General features: G+C 69.4%; 11 protein-coding genes. 5 read left to right on the forward strand and 6 right to left on the reverse strand.

Going from position 1 to position 15,114, the window contains the following annotated elements:
• Nucleotides 1-38: 38 nt before the first annotated feature.
• From carB to pyrR, 5 genes are read right to left on the reverse strand one after another with little or no spacing between them, the layout of a single operon-like run.
• Complete coding sequence (gene carB, locus ACGFNP_RS09355; RefSeq protein ID WP_358318511.1) at nucleotides 39-3,335, reverse strand: carbamoyl-phosphate synthase large subunit; 3,297 nt, start codon at nucleotides 3,333-3,335, stop codon at nucleotides 39-41.
• Nucleotides 3,322-4,428, reverse strand: a complete 1,107-nt coding sequence (carA, locus tag ACGFNP_RS09360) for a glutamine-hydrolyzing carbamoyl-phosphate synthase small subunit (protein ID WP_358318510.1) — start codon at nucleotides 4,426-4,428, stop codon at nucleotides 3,322-3,324. The genes carB and carA overlap by 14 nt, the downstream gene beginning before the upstream one ends.
• A complete protein-coding gene (locus ACGFNP_RS09365) occupies nucleotides 4,425-5,711 on the reverse strand; it encodes a dihydroorotase (protein ID WP_358318509.1) in 1,287 nt (428 codons plus the stop codon). The genes carA and ACGFNP_RS09365 overlap by 4 nt, the downstream gene beginning before the upstream one ends.
• On the reverse strand, nucleotides 5,708-6,625 hold the full coding sequence (locus tag ACGFNP_RS09370) for an aspartate carbamoyltransferase catalytic subunit (RefSeq protein WP_358318508.1): 918 nt from the start codon (nucleotides 6,623-6,625) through the stop codon (nucleotides 5,708-5,710). The genes ACGFNP_RS09365 and ACGFNP_RS09370 overlap by 4 nt, the downstream gene beginning before the upstream one ends.
• Nucleotides 6,622-7,191, reverse strand: coding sequence for a bifunctional pyr operon transcriptional regulator/uracil phosphoribosyltransferase PyrR (pyrR, locus tag ACGFNP_RS09375; protein ID WP_219532878.1), 570 nt, complete (start codon nucleotides 7,189-7,191; stop codon nucleotides 6,622-6,624). Before pyrR ends, ACGFNP_RS09370 begins: the two co-directional genes overlap by 4 nt.
• A 237-nt stretch (nucleotides 7,192-7,428) precedes the next feature.
• Between pyrR and ACGFNP_RS09380 the strand changes: the two genes are divergently transcribed.
• From ACGFNP_RS09380 to ACGFNP_RS09390, 3 genes are read left to right on the forward strand one after another with little or no spacing between them, the layout of a single operon-like run.
• Nucleotides 7,429-8,673, forward strand: coding sequence for an arginine deiminase (locus tag ACGFNP_RS09380; RefSeq protein ID WP_358318507.1), 1,245 nt, complete (start codon nucleotides 7,429-7,431; stop codon nucleotides 8,671-8,673).
• Nucleotides 8,674-8,676: 3 nt separating this feature from the next.
• On the forward strand, nucleotides 8,677-9,612 hold the full coding sequence (gene arcC, locus ACGFNP_RS09385; protein WP_358318506.1) for a carbamate kinase: 936 nt from the start codon (nucleotides 8,677-8,679) through the stop codon (nucleotides 9,610-9,612).
• A gap of 19 nt (nucleotides 9,613-9,631) precedes the next feature.
• A complete protein-coding gene (locus tag ACGFNP_RS09390) occupies nucleotides 9,632-11,071 on the forward strand; it encodes an amino acid permease (protein ID WP_358318505.1) in 1,440 nt (479 codons plus the stop codon).
• On the opposite strand, the gene ACGFNP_RS09395 is transcribed toward ACGFNP_RS09390, so the two are convergent.
• A complete protein-coding gene (locus ACGFNP_RS09395) occupies nucleotides 11,054-12,283 on the reverse strand; it encodes an RNA-guided endonuclease InsQ/TnpB family protein (protein WP_393316537.1) in 1,230 nt (409 codons plus the stop codon). The two genes, ACGFNP_RS09390 and ACGFNP_RS09395, sit on opposite strands and share 18 nt — an antisense overlap.
• A 122-nt stretch (nucleotides 12,284-12,405) precedes the next feature.
• Between ACGFNP_RS09395 and ACGFNP_RS09400 the strand changes: the two genes are divergently transcribed.
• Together ACGFNP_RS09400 and ACGFNP_RS09405 are read left to right on the forward strand one after the other, a co-directional pair.
• Nucleotides 12,406-13,272: a universal stress protein gene (locus ACGFNP_RS09400; protein WP_393316540.1), complete on the forward strand. Its 867-nt coding sequence runs from the start codon at nucleotides 12,406-12,408 to the stop codon at nucleotides 13,270-13,272.
• A 475-nt stretch (nucleotides 13,273-13,747) separates the two neighbouring features.
• Nucleotides 13,748-14,242, forward strand: a complete 495-nt coding sequence (locus ACGFNP_RS09405) for a transcriptional regulator (RefSeq protein ID WP_026214021.1) — start codon at nucleotides 13,748-13,750, stop codon at nucleotides 14,240-14,242.
• Nucleotides 14,243-15,114 lie beyond the last annotated feature (872 nt).

Consider the following 15,114-nt stretch of genomic DNA (forward strand, 5'->3'; position numbering starts at 1 on the left):
TCTTCACCTCCCGCGGGAGCCTGCCGTCGATCGAGCCCCTACGCCCCTGCCGCCCGCAGCGCCCGCGCGTGCTCCTGGAGGGACCGTACGCCGACATCGCCCCGCACGATGGCCTGGATGCCCGCGGCCGCGGCGGCGAGCCCGGCGACCGTGGTGATGCACGGGATGCCGCGCAGCACGGCTGCGGTGCGGATGTCGTAGCCGTCGAGCCGCGGACCCGACTGGCCCGGGCTGCCGAACGGTGTGTTGACGATCAGGTCGACCTCGCCGTCGAGGATGTACTGCACACTTGTGGGCTCACCTCCCGGTCCTGGCCCCTCGCTCTGCTTTCGCACGATCTTGGCATGGACACCGTTGCGGCGCAGCACCTCAGCGGTCCCCTCGGTGGCCAGGATCTCGAAACCGAGGTCGGCCAGCGCGCGCACCGGGAAGATCATCGCACGCTTGTCCCGGTTGGCCACGGACACGAACGCCCGGCCCTTGGTGGGCAGCTCGCCGTAGGCGGCCGCCTGCGACTTGGCGTAGGCGACGCCGAAGGACTCGTCGATGCCCATGACCTCGCCCGTGGAGCGCATCTCGGGGCCGAGCACGATGTCGACGCCGCGGAACCGGTTGAACGGCAGCACCGCCTCCTTCACCGCGATCGACGCCTCCAGCGGCAGGGTGCCGCCGTCTCCGGTGGCGGGCAGCATGCCCTCCTCCCGCAGCGAGGCGATCGAGGCGCCCAGCATCACGCGAGCCGCCGCCTTCGCCAGTGGCACCGCCGTCGCCTTGGAGACGAACGGCACGGTACGGCTGGCGCGCGGGTTGGCCTCCAGGACGTACAGGACGCCGGCCGACATGGCGTACTGGACGTTCAGCAGCCCGCGGACCCCGACGCCGCGGGCGATGCCCTCGGTGGCGGCGCGGATGCGCTTGATGTCGTTGCTGCCGAGTGTGATCGGCGGCAGCGCGCACGCTGAGTCGCCGGAGTGGATCCCGGCCTCCTCGATGTGCTCCATGACGCCGCCCAGGTAGAGCTCGTCGCCGTCGAACAGCGCGTCCACGTCGATCTCGATGGCCTCGTCGAGGAACTTGTCGACCAGCACCGGGTGGCCGCCCTCCTGGGCCGCCATGTAGGTGGTCAGGGTCGCGTCGTCGTAGACGATGGCCATGCCGGCGCCGCCGAGCACGTACGAGGGCCGCACGAGCACGGGGTAGCCGATCTCCTCGGCCACGGCCAGCGCCTCGGCCACGGTCGTCGCGGTGCCGTGCTTGGGCGCGGGCAGCTGCGCCTCCGCGAGCACCCGGCCGAACGCGCCGCGCTCCTCCGCCAGGTGGATCGACTCGGGCGAGGTGCCGACCACGGGCACGCCCGCGTCCTTGAGCGCCTGCGCCAGGCCGAGCGGCGTCTGCCCGCCGAGCTGCACGATCACGCCCGCGACCGGGCCGGTCTGCTGCTCGGCGTGTACGACCTCCAGCACGTCCTCCAGGGTGAGCGGCTCGAAGTAGAGCCGGTCGGAGGTGTCGTAGTCGGTCGAGACCGTCTCCGGGTTGCAGTTGACCATGACGGTCTCGAACCCGGCCCGCGACAGCTCGAAGGAGGCGTGCACGCAGGCGTAGTCGAACTCGATGCCCTGGCCGATGCGGTTCGGTCCGGAGCCGAGGATGATGACCTTCTCCCGCTCGCCGTACGGGACCTCGCTCTCCTCGTCGTAGGCCGAGTAGAGGTAGGGGGTCTTGGCGGCGAACTCGGCGGCGCAGGTGTCGACCGTGTTGTAGACCGGCCGCAGGCCGAGCGCGTGGCGCAGGTCGCGCACGCGCGCCTCGTCGATGCCGCGGATCTCGCCGAGTTGGGCGTCGCTGAAGCCGTGACGCTTGGCCCGCTCCAGCACCTCGGCGGTCAGCTCGGTCGCCTCGCCGACGGCCCGCGCCTCCTCGTCGATCAGGAACAGCTGGTCGAGGAACCAGGGGTCGACATTGGTGGCCTCGAAGAGCTCCTCGGCCGTGGCGCCGGCCCGGATGGCCTGCTGCATGGTGCGCAGCCGGCCGTCGTGCGGGACCCGCGACTCGTCGAGCAGCTCGGCCTTGGGCCGGGGGGAGCCGGTCCAGGAGAAGGAGGAGTCCTTCTTCTCCAGCGACCGCAGCGCCTTCTGCAGCGCCTCGGGGAAGGAACGGCCGATGGCCATGGCCTCGCCCACGGACTTCATGTGCGTGGTGAGGGTCTGGTCGGCGCCCTTGAACTTCTCGAAGGCGAAGCGCGGCACCTTGACCACGATGTAGTCGAGCGTGGGCTCGAACGACGCCGGGGTCTCCTTGGTGATGTCGTTGGGGATCTCGTCGAGCGTGTAGCCGATGGCCAGCTTGGCGGCGATCTTCGCGATCGGGAAGCCGGTGGCCTTCGAGGCCAGGGCGCTCGATCGGGACACGCGCGGGTTCATCTCGATGACGATCATGCGGCCGGTCGCCGGGTTGACCGCGAACTGGATGTTGCAGCCGCCGGTGTCGACGCCGACCTCGCGGATGACCGCGATCGCGACGTCCCGCATGTTCTGGTATTCGCGGTCGGTCAGCGTGAGCGCGGGGGCGACGGTGACGCTGTCGCCGGTGTGGACGCCCATCGGGTCGATGTTCTCGATGGAGCAGACGATGACCACGTTGTCGTGCTTGTCACGCATGACCTCGAGCTCGTACTCCTTCCAGCCGAGGATCGACTCCTCCAGGAGCACCTCGGTGGTCGGCGAGGCGTCCAGCCCGGCGCCGGCGATGCGCCGCAGGTCGCTCTCGTCGTAGGCGAACCCGGACCCGACGCCGCCCATCGTGAAGGACGGCCGCACGACCAGCGGGAAGCCGAGCTCCGTGGCGGCGGCCAGGCACTCGTCCATCGTGTGGCAGACGACCGAGCTGGCCGACTCGGCGTTCAGGCCGTGCTCGCGGGCGACCTTGGCGACGATCCCCTTGAACAGCTCGCGGTTCTCGCCCGCCTGGATCGCGTCGAAGTCGGCGCCGATCAGCTCGACCTCGTAGCGCTCCAGCGCGCCCGACTCGTGCAGCGCGACCGCGGTGTTGAGCGCGGTCTGCCCGCCCAGCGTCGGCAGCAGCGCGTCGGGGCGCTCCTTGGCGATGATCTTCTCGACGTACTCGGGGGTGATCGGCTCGACGTAGGTGGCGTCGGCGAACTCGGGGTCGGTCATGATCGTCGCCGGGTTGCTGTTGACGAGGATCACGCGGAACCCCTCGTCGCGCAGCACGCGGCAGGCCTGGGTGCCGGAGTAGTCGAACTCGCACGCCTGTCCGATCACGATCGGCCCCGAGCCGATCACCAGGACGGACCTGATGTCATCACGCTTGGGCACGGCTCATGACCTCACAGAACTCGTCGAAAAGGTAGGCGGCGTCGTGAGGCCCGGCGGCGGCCTCCGGGTGGTACTGGACGCTGAAGGCGCGCCCGTCGAGCAGGCGCAGCCCTTCCACGCAGCGGTCGTTGAGGTTGACGTGGCTGACCTCGGCCCGGCCGTAGGGGGTGTCGAACGGCTCACCGAGCGGCGCCTCGACGGCGAAGCCGTGGTTGTGCGCGGAGATCTCCACTTTTCCGGTCCGTACGTCCTGGACCGGCTGGTTGACCCCGCGGTGCCCGTAACGCAGCTTGTACGTGGACAGCCCCAGGGCGCGGCCGAAGATCTGGTTGCCGAAGCAGATGCCGAAGAACGGCACCCCGGCCTCCAGCACCCGCCGCAGCGGCGTGACGTCGACGGTGGCCGGGTCGCCGGGCCCGTTGGACAGGAACACCCCGTCCGGCTCGACCGCCATGATCTGCTCGAACGTGGCGCCGGCCGGCAGCACGTGCACCTCGCAGCCGCGCTCGGCCATCCGGTGCGGCGTCATGCCCTTGATGCCCAGGTCCACGGCCGCGACCGTGAACCGCTTCGCGCCGATGGCGGGCACGATGTACGGCTCGGTCGTGGCCACCTCGGCGGACAGGTTGGCGCCCTCCATGAGCGGCGCCTGCCGTACGCGCTCGATGAGGTCCTCGACCGGCTCGGCGGGAGCCGTGAAGATGCCGGCGCGCATGGCGCCGCGCTCGCGCAGGTGGCGGGTGAGCGCGCGGGTGCCGGGCATCGCGATGCCGACGACGCCCTGCTCCTTGAGGTAGTCGTCGAGCGAGCGGTTGGCCCGCCAGTTGGAGACCACGCGGGACGGCTCACGTACGACGTAGCCGGCCACCCAGACGCGGCCCGACTCGGGGTCCTCGTCGTTGACGCCGGTGTTGCCGATGTGCGGGGCCGTCATCGCGACGATCTGCCGGTGGTAGGACGGGTCGGTGAGGGTCTCCTGATAACCGGTCATGCCGGTGTTGAAGACCATCTCGCCGAACGTCTCGCCCTCGGCGCCATAGGGGGTTCCGTGGAAGACACGACCGTCTTCCAGAACGAGTAGCGCTGAAGTCACACCAGCTTCCCTTCAAGTACTGTCGGCTTGCCGCGCAGGAACGTCGCCACGACCCGGCCGGGCAGCGTCATCCCCTCGTACGGCGTGTTGCGGCTCTTCGACGCGAAGGCGGACGGATCCACCTCGGTGCGGACGGACGGGTCGTACAAGGTGAGGTTGGCCGGCACACCCACCTCGATCGGCTGCCCGTGCCCCGACAGACGGCCGATACGCGCGGGGACGATCGACATGCGATCGGCGACGCCCGCCCAGTCGAGCAGCCCGGTGTCCACCATGGCCTCCTGCACCACGCTGAGCGCGGTCTCCAGGCCGACCATGCCCATGGCCGCGGCCGACCACTCGGTCTCCTTGTCCTCGACCGGGTGGGGGGCGTGGTCGGTGGCGACGATGTCGATCGTGCCGTCGGCCAGCGCCGCGCGCAGCGCCTCGACGTCGGCGCGGGTGCGCAGCGGCGGGTTGACCTTGTAGATGGGGTTGTAGGCGCCGACCGGCGAGTCCTCGACGAGGTCGTCGGTGAGCAGCAGGTGGTGCGGGGTGACCTCGGCGGTGATGTTCCAGCCCTTGGACTTGGCCCAGCGCAGGATCTCCACGGAGCCGGCCGTGGAGACGTGGCAGACGTGCAGCCGGGAGCCGACGTGCGCGGCCAGCAGGCAGTCGCGGGCGATGATCGCCTCCTCGGCGACCGCCGGCCACCCGGTCAGGCCGAGCCGTCCGGAGATGACGCCCTCGTTCATCTGCGCGCCGCCGGTGAGCCTGGGCTCCTGGGCGTGCTGGGCGATCACGCCGTCGAACGCCTTGACGTACTCCAGGGCGCGGCGCATCAGCACGGCGTCGTCGACGCACCTGCCGTCGTCGGAGAAGACGCGGACCCGGGCGGCGGAGTCGGCCATCGCGCCGAGCTCGGCCAGTTGCCGGCCCTCCAGGCCGACGGTGACCGCGCCGACCGGCTGGACGTCGCAGTGGGCGAACTCGCGGCCGAGCCGCCAGACCTGCTCGACCACTCCGGCGGTGTCGGCGACGGGCGAGGTGTTGGCCATGGCGTGCACGGCGGTGTAGCCGCCGCGGGCGGCCGACTGGGTGCCGGTCTGCACGGTCTCGGCGTCTTCGCGGCCGGGCTCGCGCAGGTGGGTGTGCAGGTCGACGAGGCCGGGCAGCACGATCGCGCCGCCGCCGTCGATCCCCGGCTCACCCTCGATCCGCGGCGCGATCTCGGCGATCACCCCGTCCTCGATCCGGAGGTCGACGGGCTCCCCGCCGAGGATCCTGACGTTGCGGACGATCATGCGGTCTCTCCCCCGAGGAGCAGGTACAGGACGGCCATGCGGATGGTCACACCGTTGGCGACCTGCTCGACGATGGTCGAGCGCGGTGAGTCGGCCACTTCGGCGGCGATCTCCATGCCCCGGTTCATCGGGCCGGGGTGCATCACGATGGCCTCGTCGGGCATCTTGGCGAAGCGGTCGCGGTCGAGGCCGTAGCGGCGGGAGTATTCGCGCTCGCTCGGGAAGTAGGCGGCGTTCATCCGCTCCTTCTGCACCCGCAGCATCATCACCACGTCGGACTTGGGCAGCACCGCGTCGAGGTCGTAGGAGACCGCGCACGGCCAGGTGTCGACCGCGACCGGCAGCAGCGTGGGCGGTGCCACCAGCGTGACGTCGGCGCCGAGCGTGGCCAGGAGCAGCACGTTGGAGCGGGCGACCCTGCTGTGCAGCACGTCGCCGACGATCGTGACCTTGCGGCCGTCGAGGCCGCCCAGGCGGCGGCGCATGGAGAAGGCGTCGAGCAGCGCCTGCGTGGGGTGCTCGTGGGTGCCGTCGCCGGCGTTGACGACGCTGCCGTGCACCCAGTTGGCCAGGCGGTGCGGCGCGCCGGAGGCGCCGTGGCGGATGACGACCGCGTCGGCGCCCATCGCCTCCAGGGTCAGCGCGGTGTCCTTCAGCGACTCGCCCTTGGAGACGCTGGAGCCCTTGGCGGAGAAGTTGATCACGTCGGCCGACAGCCGCTTGGCCGCCGCCTCGAACGAGATGCGGGTCCGGGTGGAGTCCTCGAAGAACAGGTTGACCACCGTACGGCCGCGCAGCGTGGGCAGCTTCTTGATGGAGCGTTCCGAGACCCTCGCCAGCTCCTCGGCCGTGTCGAGGATGAGCAGGGCGTCGTCCTTGCCGAGGTCGCCCGCGGAGATGAGGTGGCGGTTCACTTGGCGTCCTCCTTCATGAGGAGCACCGCGTCACGCCCGTCGGTCTCCTGCAGATAGACCTTCACCTTCTCGCTCTTGGCGGTCGGCAGGTTCTTGCCGACGTAGTCGGCGCGGATGGGCAGCTCGCGGTGGCCGCGATCGACCAGCGTGGCCAGTTGTACGGCGGTCGGGCGGCCGAGGTCGTTGAGCGCGTCGAGCGCGGCGCGGACGGTGCGGCCGGAGTAGAGGACGTCGTCGACCAGGACGACGATCCTGCCGTCGATGCCGTCGGGCGGCAGCTCGGTGTGGCCGAGCGGCCTGGCGGGCTTGAGCCGGAGGTCGTCGCGGTACATGGTGATGTCGATCGAGCCGACGGGGATCTTGACGCCTTCGAAGCGTTCGATGCGGTCACCCAGCCGGCGGGCCAGGGTGGCGCCGCGGGTCGGGATGCCGAGGAGGACGACGCCGTCGGCGCCCTTGGTTCGTTCGAGGATCTCGTGCGCGATACGGGTCAGCGCCCGATGAATGTCCGGGCCCTCCAGGACTGCCCTCGAATGGGGCGTCTGGTCGGTCGGGAAGTCGGACACGGCAGAGCTCACCACCTTTCCCGCCTCACGGGACGGGTCTTAAAAGGGTGTTGGTCGGGACACACAGTACCAGGGGCTACCAGCCAGAACTCGGGCGGGCCATTGCCCGTGGCGGCCCGCGATTCGGTAATTTCCCGCCCTTTCCCGTGTTGGCACCCCCCGCGCGGGGCACGTCATCGGCATCGCGGGCGGCGCCGGCGCGTTGACGTCCGCCTGCTTCGAGGGGATACAGAGACAATGACCTTCCATGTCGACTCCGAGGTGGGCAAGCTCTACCAGGTGCTGCTGCACAAGCCTGACCTGGCGCTCAAGCGGCTCACCCCGACCAACAAGGACGCGTTCCTCTTCGACGACGTGCTGTGGGTGCAGCGCGCGATGGAGGAGCACGAGGAGTTCCAGCAGGTGCTGCGGAAGCGCGGCGTCAAGGTCCACATGCTCGCGGACCTGCTCCAAGAGACGATCGAGATCCCCGAGGCGCGCAAGCACATCCTCGACGGGATCCTGGACGAGCGCTTCCTGGGCCCGCTGGCCGTCGACGACATCCGCAACACGCTCGACGCCATGGACTCCAAGACCCTGCAGCTCTACCTGACCGGCGGCATCACCAAGCGCGAGATGGTCGAGGCCGGCTGCGACCCGAAGTCGATGTCCTACCACGCGGCCGGCGACGACGACTTCATCCTGCCGCCCCTGCCGAACCACCTGTTCACCCGCGACACCTCCTGCTGGGTGTACGACGGCGTCTCGATCAACGCGATGAAGAAGAAGGCGCGGATGCGCGAGACGGTGAACATGGAGGCCATCTACGAGTTCCACCCGACCTTCGCCGACGGGTTCGGCCGGCCGCAGAAGGACGGTTTCCACGTGTGGCTGCCCGGCCAGTCCATCGCCCCGGCCACGCTGGAGGGCGGCGACGTGCTGGTTCTCGGGCGCGGCGTGGTGCTGATCGGGATGAGCGAGCGCACCCAGCCGCAGGCCATCGAGATGCTGGCGCAGCGGCTGTTCCAGGCCGGCTCCGCGCGGAAGATCATCGCCATGAACATGCCGAAGGCCCGCGCGTTCATGCACCTGGACACCGTGATGACGATGGTGGACGTGGGCGTGTTCACCAAGTACGCGGGGCTCGGCATGCTGGCCTCGTACACGATCGAGCCGGGCGACTCCGAGAAGGAGCTCAAGGTCACCGACCACCCGCCGCAGGACATGCACCGCGCCATCGCGCGGGCCCTGGAGCTGGACGACATCAAGGTCCTCACCCCCACGCAGGACGTCTACGCCGCCGAGCGGGAGCAGTGGGACGACGGCTGCAACGCGCTGGCCGTCGAGCCGGGCGTGGTCATCGCCTACGAGCGCAACACCACGACCAACAACTTCCTGCGCGACAATGGCATCGAGGTCATCACGATCCGGGGCAGCGAGCTCGGCCGGGGCCGGGGCGGCCCGCGCTGCATGAGCTGCCCGCTAGAGCGAGACGGCATCTGACCGATGAGGGTCATCGTCGCTCTGGGAGGCAACGCGGTGCTGCGGCGGAGCCAGAAGGCCGACGCCGAGCCGCAGGTCGCCAACATCGCCAACGCGGTCAAGACGCTGGCCAAGCTCGCGGAGAAGCACGAGCTGATCATCACCCACGGGAACGGCCCGCAGGTGGGCCTGCTGGCGCTGGAGAGCGCCAACGACCCCCGCCTGACCAAGCCCTACCCGTTCGACACGCTCGGCGCCGAGACCCAGGGCATGATCGGCTACTGGATGCTGCAGGCCCTGCAGAACGCGCTGCCCGGCCGGCAGGTCCTGGCCATGGTGACCCAGACGCTCGTGTCGGCGGTCGATCCGGCCTTCGAGAACCCGACCAAGTTCGTCGGCCCCGTCTACGAGCAGGACGAGGCCGCCAAGCTGGTCAAGGAGTACGGCTGGACGGTCGCGGCCGACGGCCGCTACTGGCGGCGCGTCGTCCCCTCCCCCGCCCCGCGGCGCGTGGTGGAGACCCGGCTGATCAGCAAGATGGTCCGCGAGGGGGTCGTGGTGATCTGCGCGGGCGGCGGCGGCATCCCGGTCATCCGCGACGAGCACGGCCGCCTGTCGGGCGTCGAGGCGGTCATCGACAAGGATTCCACGGCGTCGATGCTGGCCGAGGCGCTCGAATGCGACGCGTTCCTCATCCTGACCGACGTGCCGCGCGTGCTGAAGGACTTCGGCACCGCGCGGCAGAGCGAGCTCGCGCACACCACACCGCACGAACTACGCGCCCTCGACTTCCCAGCCGGCTCCATGGGGCCGAAAGTGGAAGCGGTCTGCCGTTTCGTGGAGACCACCGGCGACATGGCGGCCATCGGCGAACTCGGTCAGGCGGAGCAGATCCTGGAGGGCTCCGCGGGCACGATCGTCACGCCGAACGCCCGCTGGCCGCTGACCAGCACGCTATAGGGCTCAAGGAGGTTTCGAAGTGGCACTCGCCCAACGGCTCTTCCGTACCAAGCCCACCGAACAGATCGTGGCCGAAGGCGGCCACGGCGAGGGCGGTGAGCTGCGCCGCACGATGACGCTGTGGCAGCTCACGCTGTTCAGCGTCGGCGCCACGCTCGGCACCGGCATCTTCGTCATTCTCGGCCAGGCCGTGCCGAAGGCGGGTCCCGCCGTCGTGCTGGCCTTCGTGCTGGCGGCGATCACGGCGCTGTTCTCCGCGCTCTCCTACGCGGAGCTGGCCGGCTCGATCCCGGTATCCGGCTCGTCCTATTCCTACGCGTACGCGACACTGGGCGAGCTCGTCGCCTGGATCTGCGGCTGGTGCCTCATGCTCGAGTACGCGGTGTCGGTCGCGGCGGTGTCCGTCGGCTGGGGCGAATACCTGAACTCGTTCCTGCAGGGCCTGTTCGGCTGGTCGCTGCCCGATGCGATCACCCGCTCCCCCGGCCAGGACGGCGGCGTGGTCAACGTCACCGCGATCCTCATCGTGCTGCTGGCCACCTGGCTGCTGCTGCGCGGGGCGTCGGAGAGCGCCACGGCCAACGCCGTGTTCGTGCTCATCAAGATCGCGGTGCTGATCTTCTTCTGCGTGGTGGCGTTTTCCGCGTTCAGGGCCGGGCACTTCTCGCCGTTCGCGCCCATGGGGGTCGCGGGCGTCACGGCCGCCGCCTCGCAGGTGTTCTTCTCCTACATCGGCTTCGACGCGGCCTCCACCGCCGGCGAGGAGGCCAAGAACCCCAAGCGCGACCTGCCGCTGGCCATCATCCTGTCCCTGGCCATCGTCACGATCGTCTACGTCCTGGTGGCCGTGGCCGCGATCGGCGCCATGCCGTGGACCGACTTCGACCCGGAGCGCACCGAAGCCAGCCTCTCCTACATCGTGAACCTCGCCACCGGCGCCACCTGGCCGGGCCTGATCGTCTCCTTCGGCGCGGTCGTGGCGATCGCCAGCGTCGTCCTGACCGTCATCTACGGCCAGACCCGCATCCTGTTCGCGATGTCCCGCGACGGGCTCATCCCGCACATCTTCCAGAAGGTGAACCCGCGCCACCAGGTACCGGTCGCCAACACCCTCATCGTGGCCGCGTTCATCTCGGTGCTGGCCGGGCTGGTGCCGCTGGGCCAGCTCGCCGAGGCCACGAGCATCGGGACGCTGTTCGCGTTCGCCATCGTCAACATCGGCGTGCTCGTGCTCCGCTACCGCAGCCCCGAGCTGCCGCGCAGCTTCCGCACGCCGCTCTTCCCGGCCACTCCGATCCTCGGCACGATCTTCTGCGTCATCGTGATGGCCGGTCTCGCCGGCGTCACCTGGCTCGCGTTCGGCCTCTGGATGCTGGTGGGCCTGATCTGTTACTTCCTGTACGGCTTTAGCCACTCACGGTTGAACACCGAGGTGCCCAGATCAACTACCAACGGCTGAAGCCGGTGGTTTGCTCTCACGGTCCCGTCTGGCTGAAGGGAGGCCGGTAGCGTGTGGCTGGTTGATGACAGCCCAGCCCGTAATGCCGCGTGTGGCGATGTTGCGGGCCGCGATGTGGTCGGCGTGCCCAGCGAGGCCACACCGGGTGCAGGCGAACCGGCCCCGCGCCGGCCGGTTCGCCCTGGCCACGTTCCCGCACTCCGGACACCCCTGCGAGGTGTAGGCAGGGTCGACCAGGACGAAGGCGATCCCGGCCCGGGCGGCCTTGTAGCGAGTGAACGCGGCCTGCTGGGCGAACGCCCAGGTGTGCAGGGTGCGCCGCTGGAGCCGGTGAACCCTGACCCGGCCGCGGATACCCTGCAAATCCTCCAGGGCGACACCACGGCCGGTGCGTTCGGCTTCACGCACCACATACTTGCTGATTTGGTGGTTGAGGTCGATCATCATCCGGTGCTCACGCCCGGACAGGCGACGCAGCACCCGCCGCGCCGAAGAGGTCCCCTTCTTCTGCAGCCGTCGGCGTTGGCGGTGCCGCCGCTCGCGCAGGGTGCGGACGTGCCCGTTGCCGCCGATCGGCCCGGCCAGAGCGGGGCCGGGCAGCACCGCGCCACCGCAGGTGACCGCCAGGTTCGCCACCCCTTGATCCACCCCCACAAAGCCGCCGACCGGCTCGCGCACCGTCGGCTTGGGGAGAGCGAGGGTGACCTGGAGCAGCCACACCCCGCGCCGGCAGATCAGGTCGGCCTCGCCGAGCGGCAGCCCATCCACAGCCTTGAGGTCTTCGGGCCGGCCGGTGTAGGACACGGCGACGCGGCCGGTGGGAGACCACAGCGACACGGTCCGGGCGTCACGGTTCCAGCTGAGCAGCCGGGCGTCGTAGGGGACGGCGCCGCGCGGCCGGAAGATGTGAGCGCGTTTCTTGCTGGCGCGCCGGTTGGCATACGCGCCGGCGACCCGGGCGATCGCCCGCACCGCCGCCTGCGCACCCAGCCCGGCCACCTGCGCCCGCACCTCGTAATAGGCCAGCCGATGCAACTCCAGCACGGCGAAGACACGGTGCTGCCAGGCCAGCCGGGAGACAATGGTGGCCGCCTCATTACACAACAGCACCGCCACCGCGAGCGCCTCAGCTTGGGCCGGGGTGGGCGTGAGCCGCAGTTGCACGATTGTGGGCAGGCCGTGGCGTTTGGTGGCGGAGCGGCGAATCGCCATCGCGCACCTCCTGTCACATTGCTCTCACCTACCGCACATATTACCGAACGTGACCGAGACTTTCCATACTGTTTTCGAAAGGAGGGGTGGCGCTTCCTCCCGACCCTGGCGCCACCATTCAGATGAAGCTCGAAAGCGTACTGGCCGGATTCATCCCCGAGCCGAGAGGACGTGACGCGCTGGCGCTGGCCGTACTCCTGGCCGGACAGGTCAAGGGGCAGCTGACGGTGGCGTACGTGCAGCCGCCCGTGTGGACCACGCCAGGGCCCGCGCGCGCCGACCTGACCGAGTGGCGCAAGTATTTGCAGGAACAGGCGCAGGCCACGCTCGAACAGGCCCGGGCGCTGACCGGCGACGAGGCCGACTACGTCGTCCACACCCACAAGGGCAGCGGGCGCGGGCTGGTGGAGCTGGCCCGCCGGCGCGCGGCCGATGTCGTCGTGATCGGCTCCGCGCCGGGTGGCGGCAAGGGCCGCATCGCGGTCGGCAGCACCGCCGACCAGTTGCTGCACTCTTCGTCGGTGCCGGTCCTGCTGGCCCCGCGCGGCTACGCGGACGCGCCGGCCCCGGCCTTCGAGCGGATCACCGTCGCCTACCGCCGGGGTCCCTGCGCGGACGCCGCCGTCAGGGACGCCGCCAAGACGGCGGTCACCCTGGACGTGCCGCTGCGGCTGGTCACGCTGGTGATCCGCGGTGTACGCCGCCACAAGGTCGAGGAGGACATGCTCACCCGGCTCCGCGACCAGGTGGCGGCCGACCTCTCGGAGGCGGCCAGCGGGCATCGGCCGCTTCTCCGGGCGGAGTTCGAGATCCTGGAGGGCCGCGACGTGGCAGAGGCCATGGGGCAGACGTCATGGCTGCCGGGCGAACTGCTCATCTGCGCCTCCAGCAACGCGGGGCCGTTGCGGCGGGTCTTCCTGGGGGACACGTCGCTCAAGATCGTACGCGCGGCCACGTCTCCGGTGATGATCCTAACCCGTCAAGCCTGACCCCGGCGCCACGCGCTTCGCGGCTTATCGGGCTGTCCGACGTCCCTTGTCGCGTGCCCGCCCCGCCCTGCCGCGCCCTCTTGGCCGCTCCCCGCCGACCCTCCCCAATGCCCTCTTACCACCCCTCACCTCGACCTCTACGCGATCACTGACACGGATTTCGAGGTGATTTCACCATGGATGTCACTGGGGCAAACAGTGACGAAGTAGTGTTACCAGTGGGACAAGAGGGGCTATTAAGTCGTTCCATCCCGGATCGGATTCGGCATCTTTTTTCCAATCAGCTTGACCTTAGGCGTCCACCCCTTTACCGTCACTGTGCGTAACCACACTGCGCGGCGTTATGGGGTAACCCCAGAGCCATGGCTACCGATGGTGCCGAGCCAGGCACCACACCCCCCGGTGGCACGGGCATTCGCCGCAAGGGAGCACAATCTACTGAGAGCGATACATACGAGAGCCGGGGGGCCACACGATGCCGTCTGAGTACGCAAAGTCGCTGGGTGCACGACTCCGCGCCATCCGCACCCAGCAGGGGCTGTCCCTGCATGGAGTCGAAGAGAAGTCGCGTGGCAGGTGGAAAGCCGTGGTCGTAGGTTCGTACGAGCGTGGCGACCGCGCTGTAACGGTTCAGAAGCTTGCCGAGCTTGCCGACTTCTACGGGGTGCCCGTCTCCGAGCTGCTGCCCGGCGGTGCCGCGCCCAGCCCGCTCGGCCCGACACCCAAGCTTGTGATCGACCTGGAACGCCTTGCGACGCTGCCGAAGGAGAAGGCCGGGGCACTCGCCCGTTACGCGGCCACCATCCAGAGCCAGCGTGGTGACTACAACGGGAAGGTCCTGTCGATCCGCCAGGAGGACCTGCGCTCCCTGGCCGTGATCTACGACAAGTCGCCTAGCGAACTGACGGAGGAGCTCATCAGCTGGGGCGTCCTCGACGCAGAGGCCCGCCGAGCCGTCGAGTCCTTCTGACCACTCCTGTTTTCGGGGCGCGCCATGTGATCGGCGCGCCCCGCTTTCATGCCCTCTGTCGTACGTCAGCATGAGTGGCCCCTTGTTCAGCGGCGCCGCATTCCCCTGGTGATGGCATGACGGCGGGTGTCATCCGCCATCCGCAGGGGAGACGCCGCCGGTTCGTCAGTTGCCTGCAGCCGAGGCCCGTACAACCTATTGGCGGAGACGGCACCGCTTGACGGAGACGGCACCGCTTGACGGAGACGGCACCGCTTGACGGAGACGGCACCGCTTGACGGAGACGGCACCGCGCACGTCCGGTCGCACATCCCCACCGCAGAGGCCCGCCCGCACACCTCCACCGCGCAGGCCCGCCACACATAGCCGTCGGCACCTCGCACAGACACCCGGCGCAGCGCAGCCATGCACACCCCGGCGGAACGCCCGCGTTCCCGCGTTGAGCCATGCCGGGCGGATCCACCAGCAGGCCCACTCGCGGGCCTCTCTCCCTCACTGATCCCCCAACGCATGCATCCGCCCTCGCAAGGCCGGCCCGCGCAAGCTCACCGCGCAGACGCAGCCACGTAGGTCCACCGGCGCACGCCCAGCCGCCGCCCGACCGTGTTCACCCAGATCGGAAGAGGGAAGCGGATCGGGAGAGGGAAGCGATCTCCCTAGCGATATCGAACTCCAGTTCGTATAATGGACCAATGCATCTCGACACGAAAGGCCTACCAGGACTGTGGCGACCGCCCATCGTCGAACATGCCGAGTCGATGTTCCCGATCACCGGCAGGTCACGTCCGAGATGCGGTGTAAAAGAGAACGAGCGTAGGTTGCCGTGCTGAACCGACCAAAGTTCGCACTACGCAAGGACCTACGCTCGTGGC

The sequence above is a fragment of the Nonomuraea sp. NPDC049269 genome, from assembly GCF_043197155.1.
Lineage (GTDB): Bacteria > Actinomycetota > Actinomycetes > Streptosporangiales > Streptosporangiaceae > Nonomuraea.

Excerpts from the sequence above, each read along its gene's own strand:
- ACGFNP_RS09365 (WP_358318509.1), bottom strand. The coding sequence starts at position 5,711 with ATGATCGTCCGCAACGTCAGGATCCTCGGCGGGGAGCCCGTCGACCTC.
- ACGFNP_RS09380 (WP_358318507.1), top strand. The coding sequence starts at position 7,429 with ATGACCTTCCATGTCGACTCCGAGGTGGGCAAGCTCTACCAGGTGCTG.
- arcC (WP_358318506.1), top strand. The coding sequence starts at position 8,677 with ATGAGGGTCATCGTCGCTCTGGGAGGCAACGCGGTGCTGCGGCGGAGC.
- ACGFNP_RS09395 (WP_393316537.1), bottom strand. The coding sequence starts at position 12,283 with ATGGCGATTCGCCGCTCCGCCACCAAACGCCACGGCCTGCCCACAATC.
- ACGFNP_RS09400 (WP_393316540.1), top strand. The coding sequence starts at position 12,406 with ATGAAGCTCGAAAGCGTACTGGCCGGATTCATCCCCGAGCCGAGAGGA.
- ACGFNP_RS09405 (WP_026214021.1), top strand. The coding sequence starts at position 13,748 with ATGCCGTCTGAGTACGCAAAGTCGCTGGGTGCACGACTCCGCGCCATC.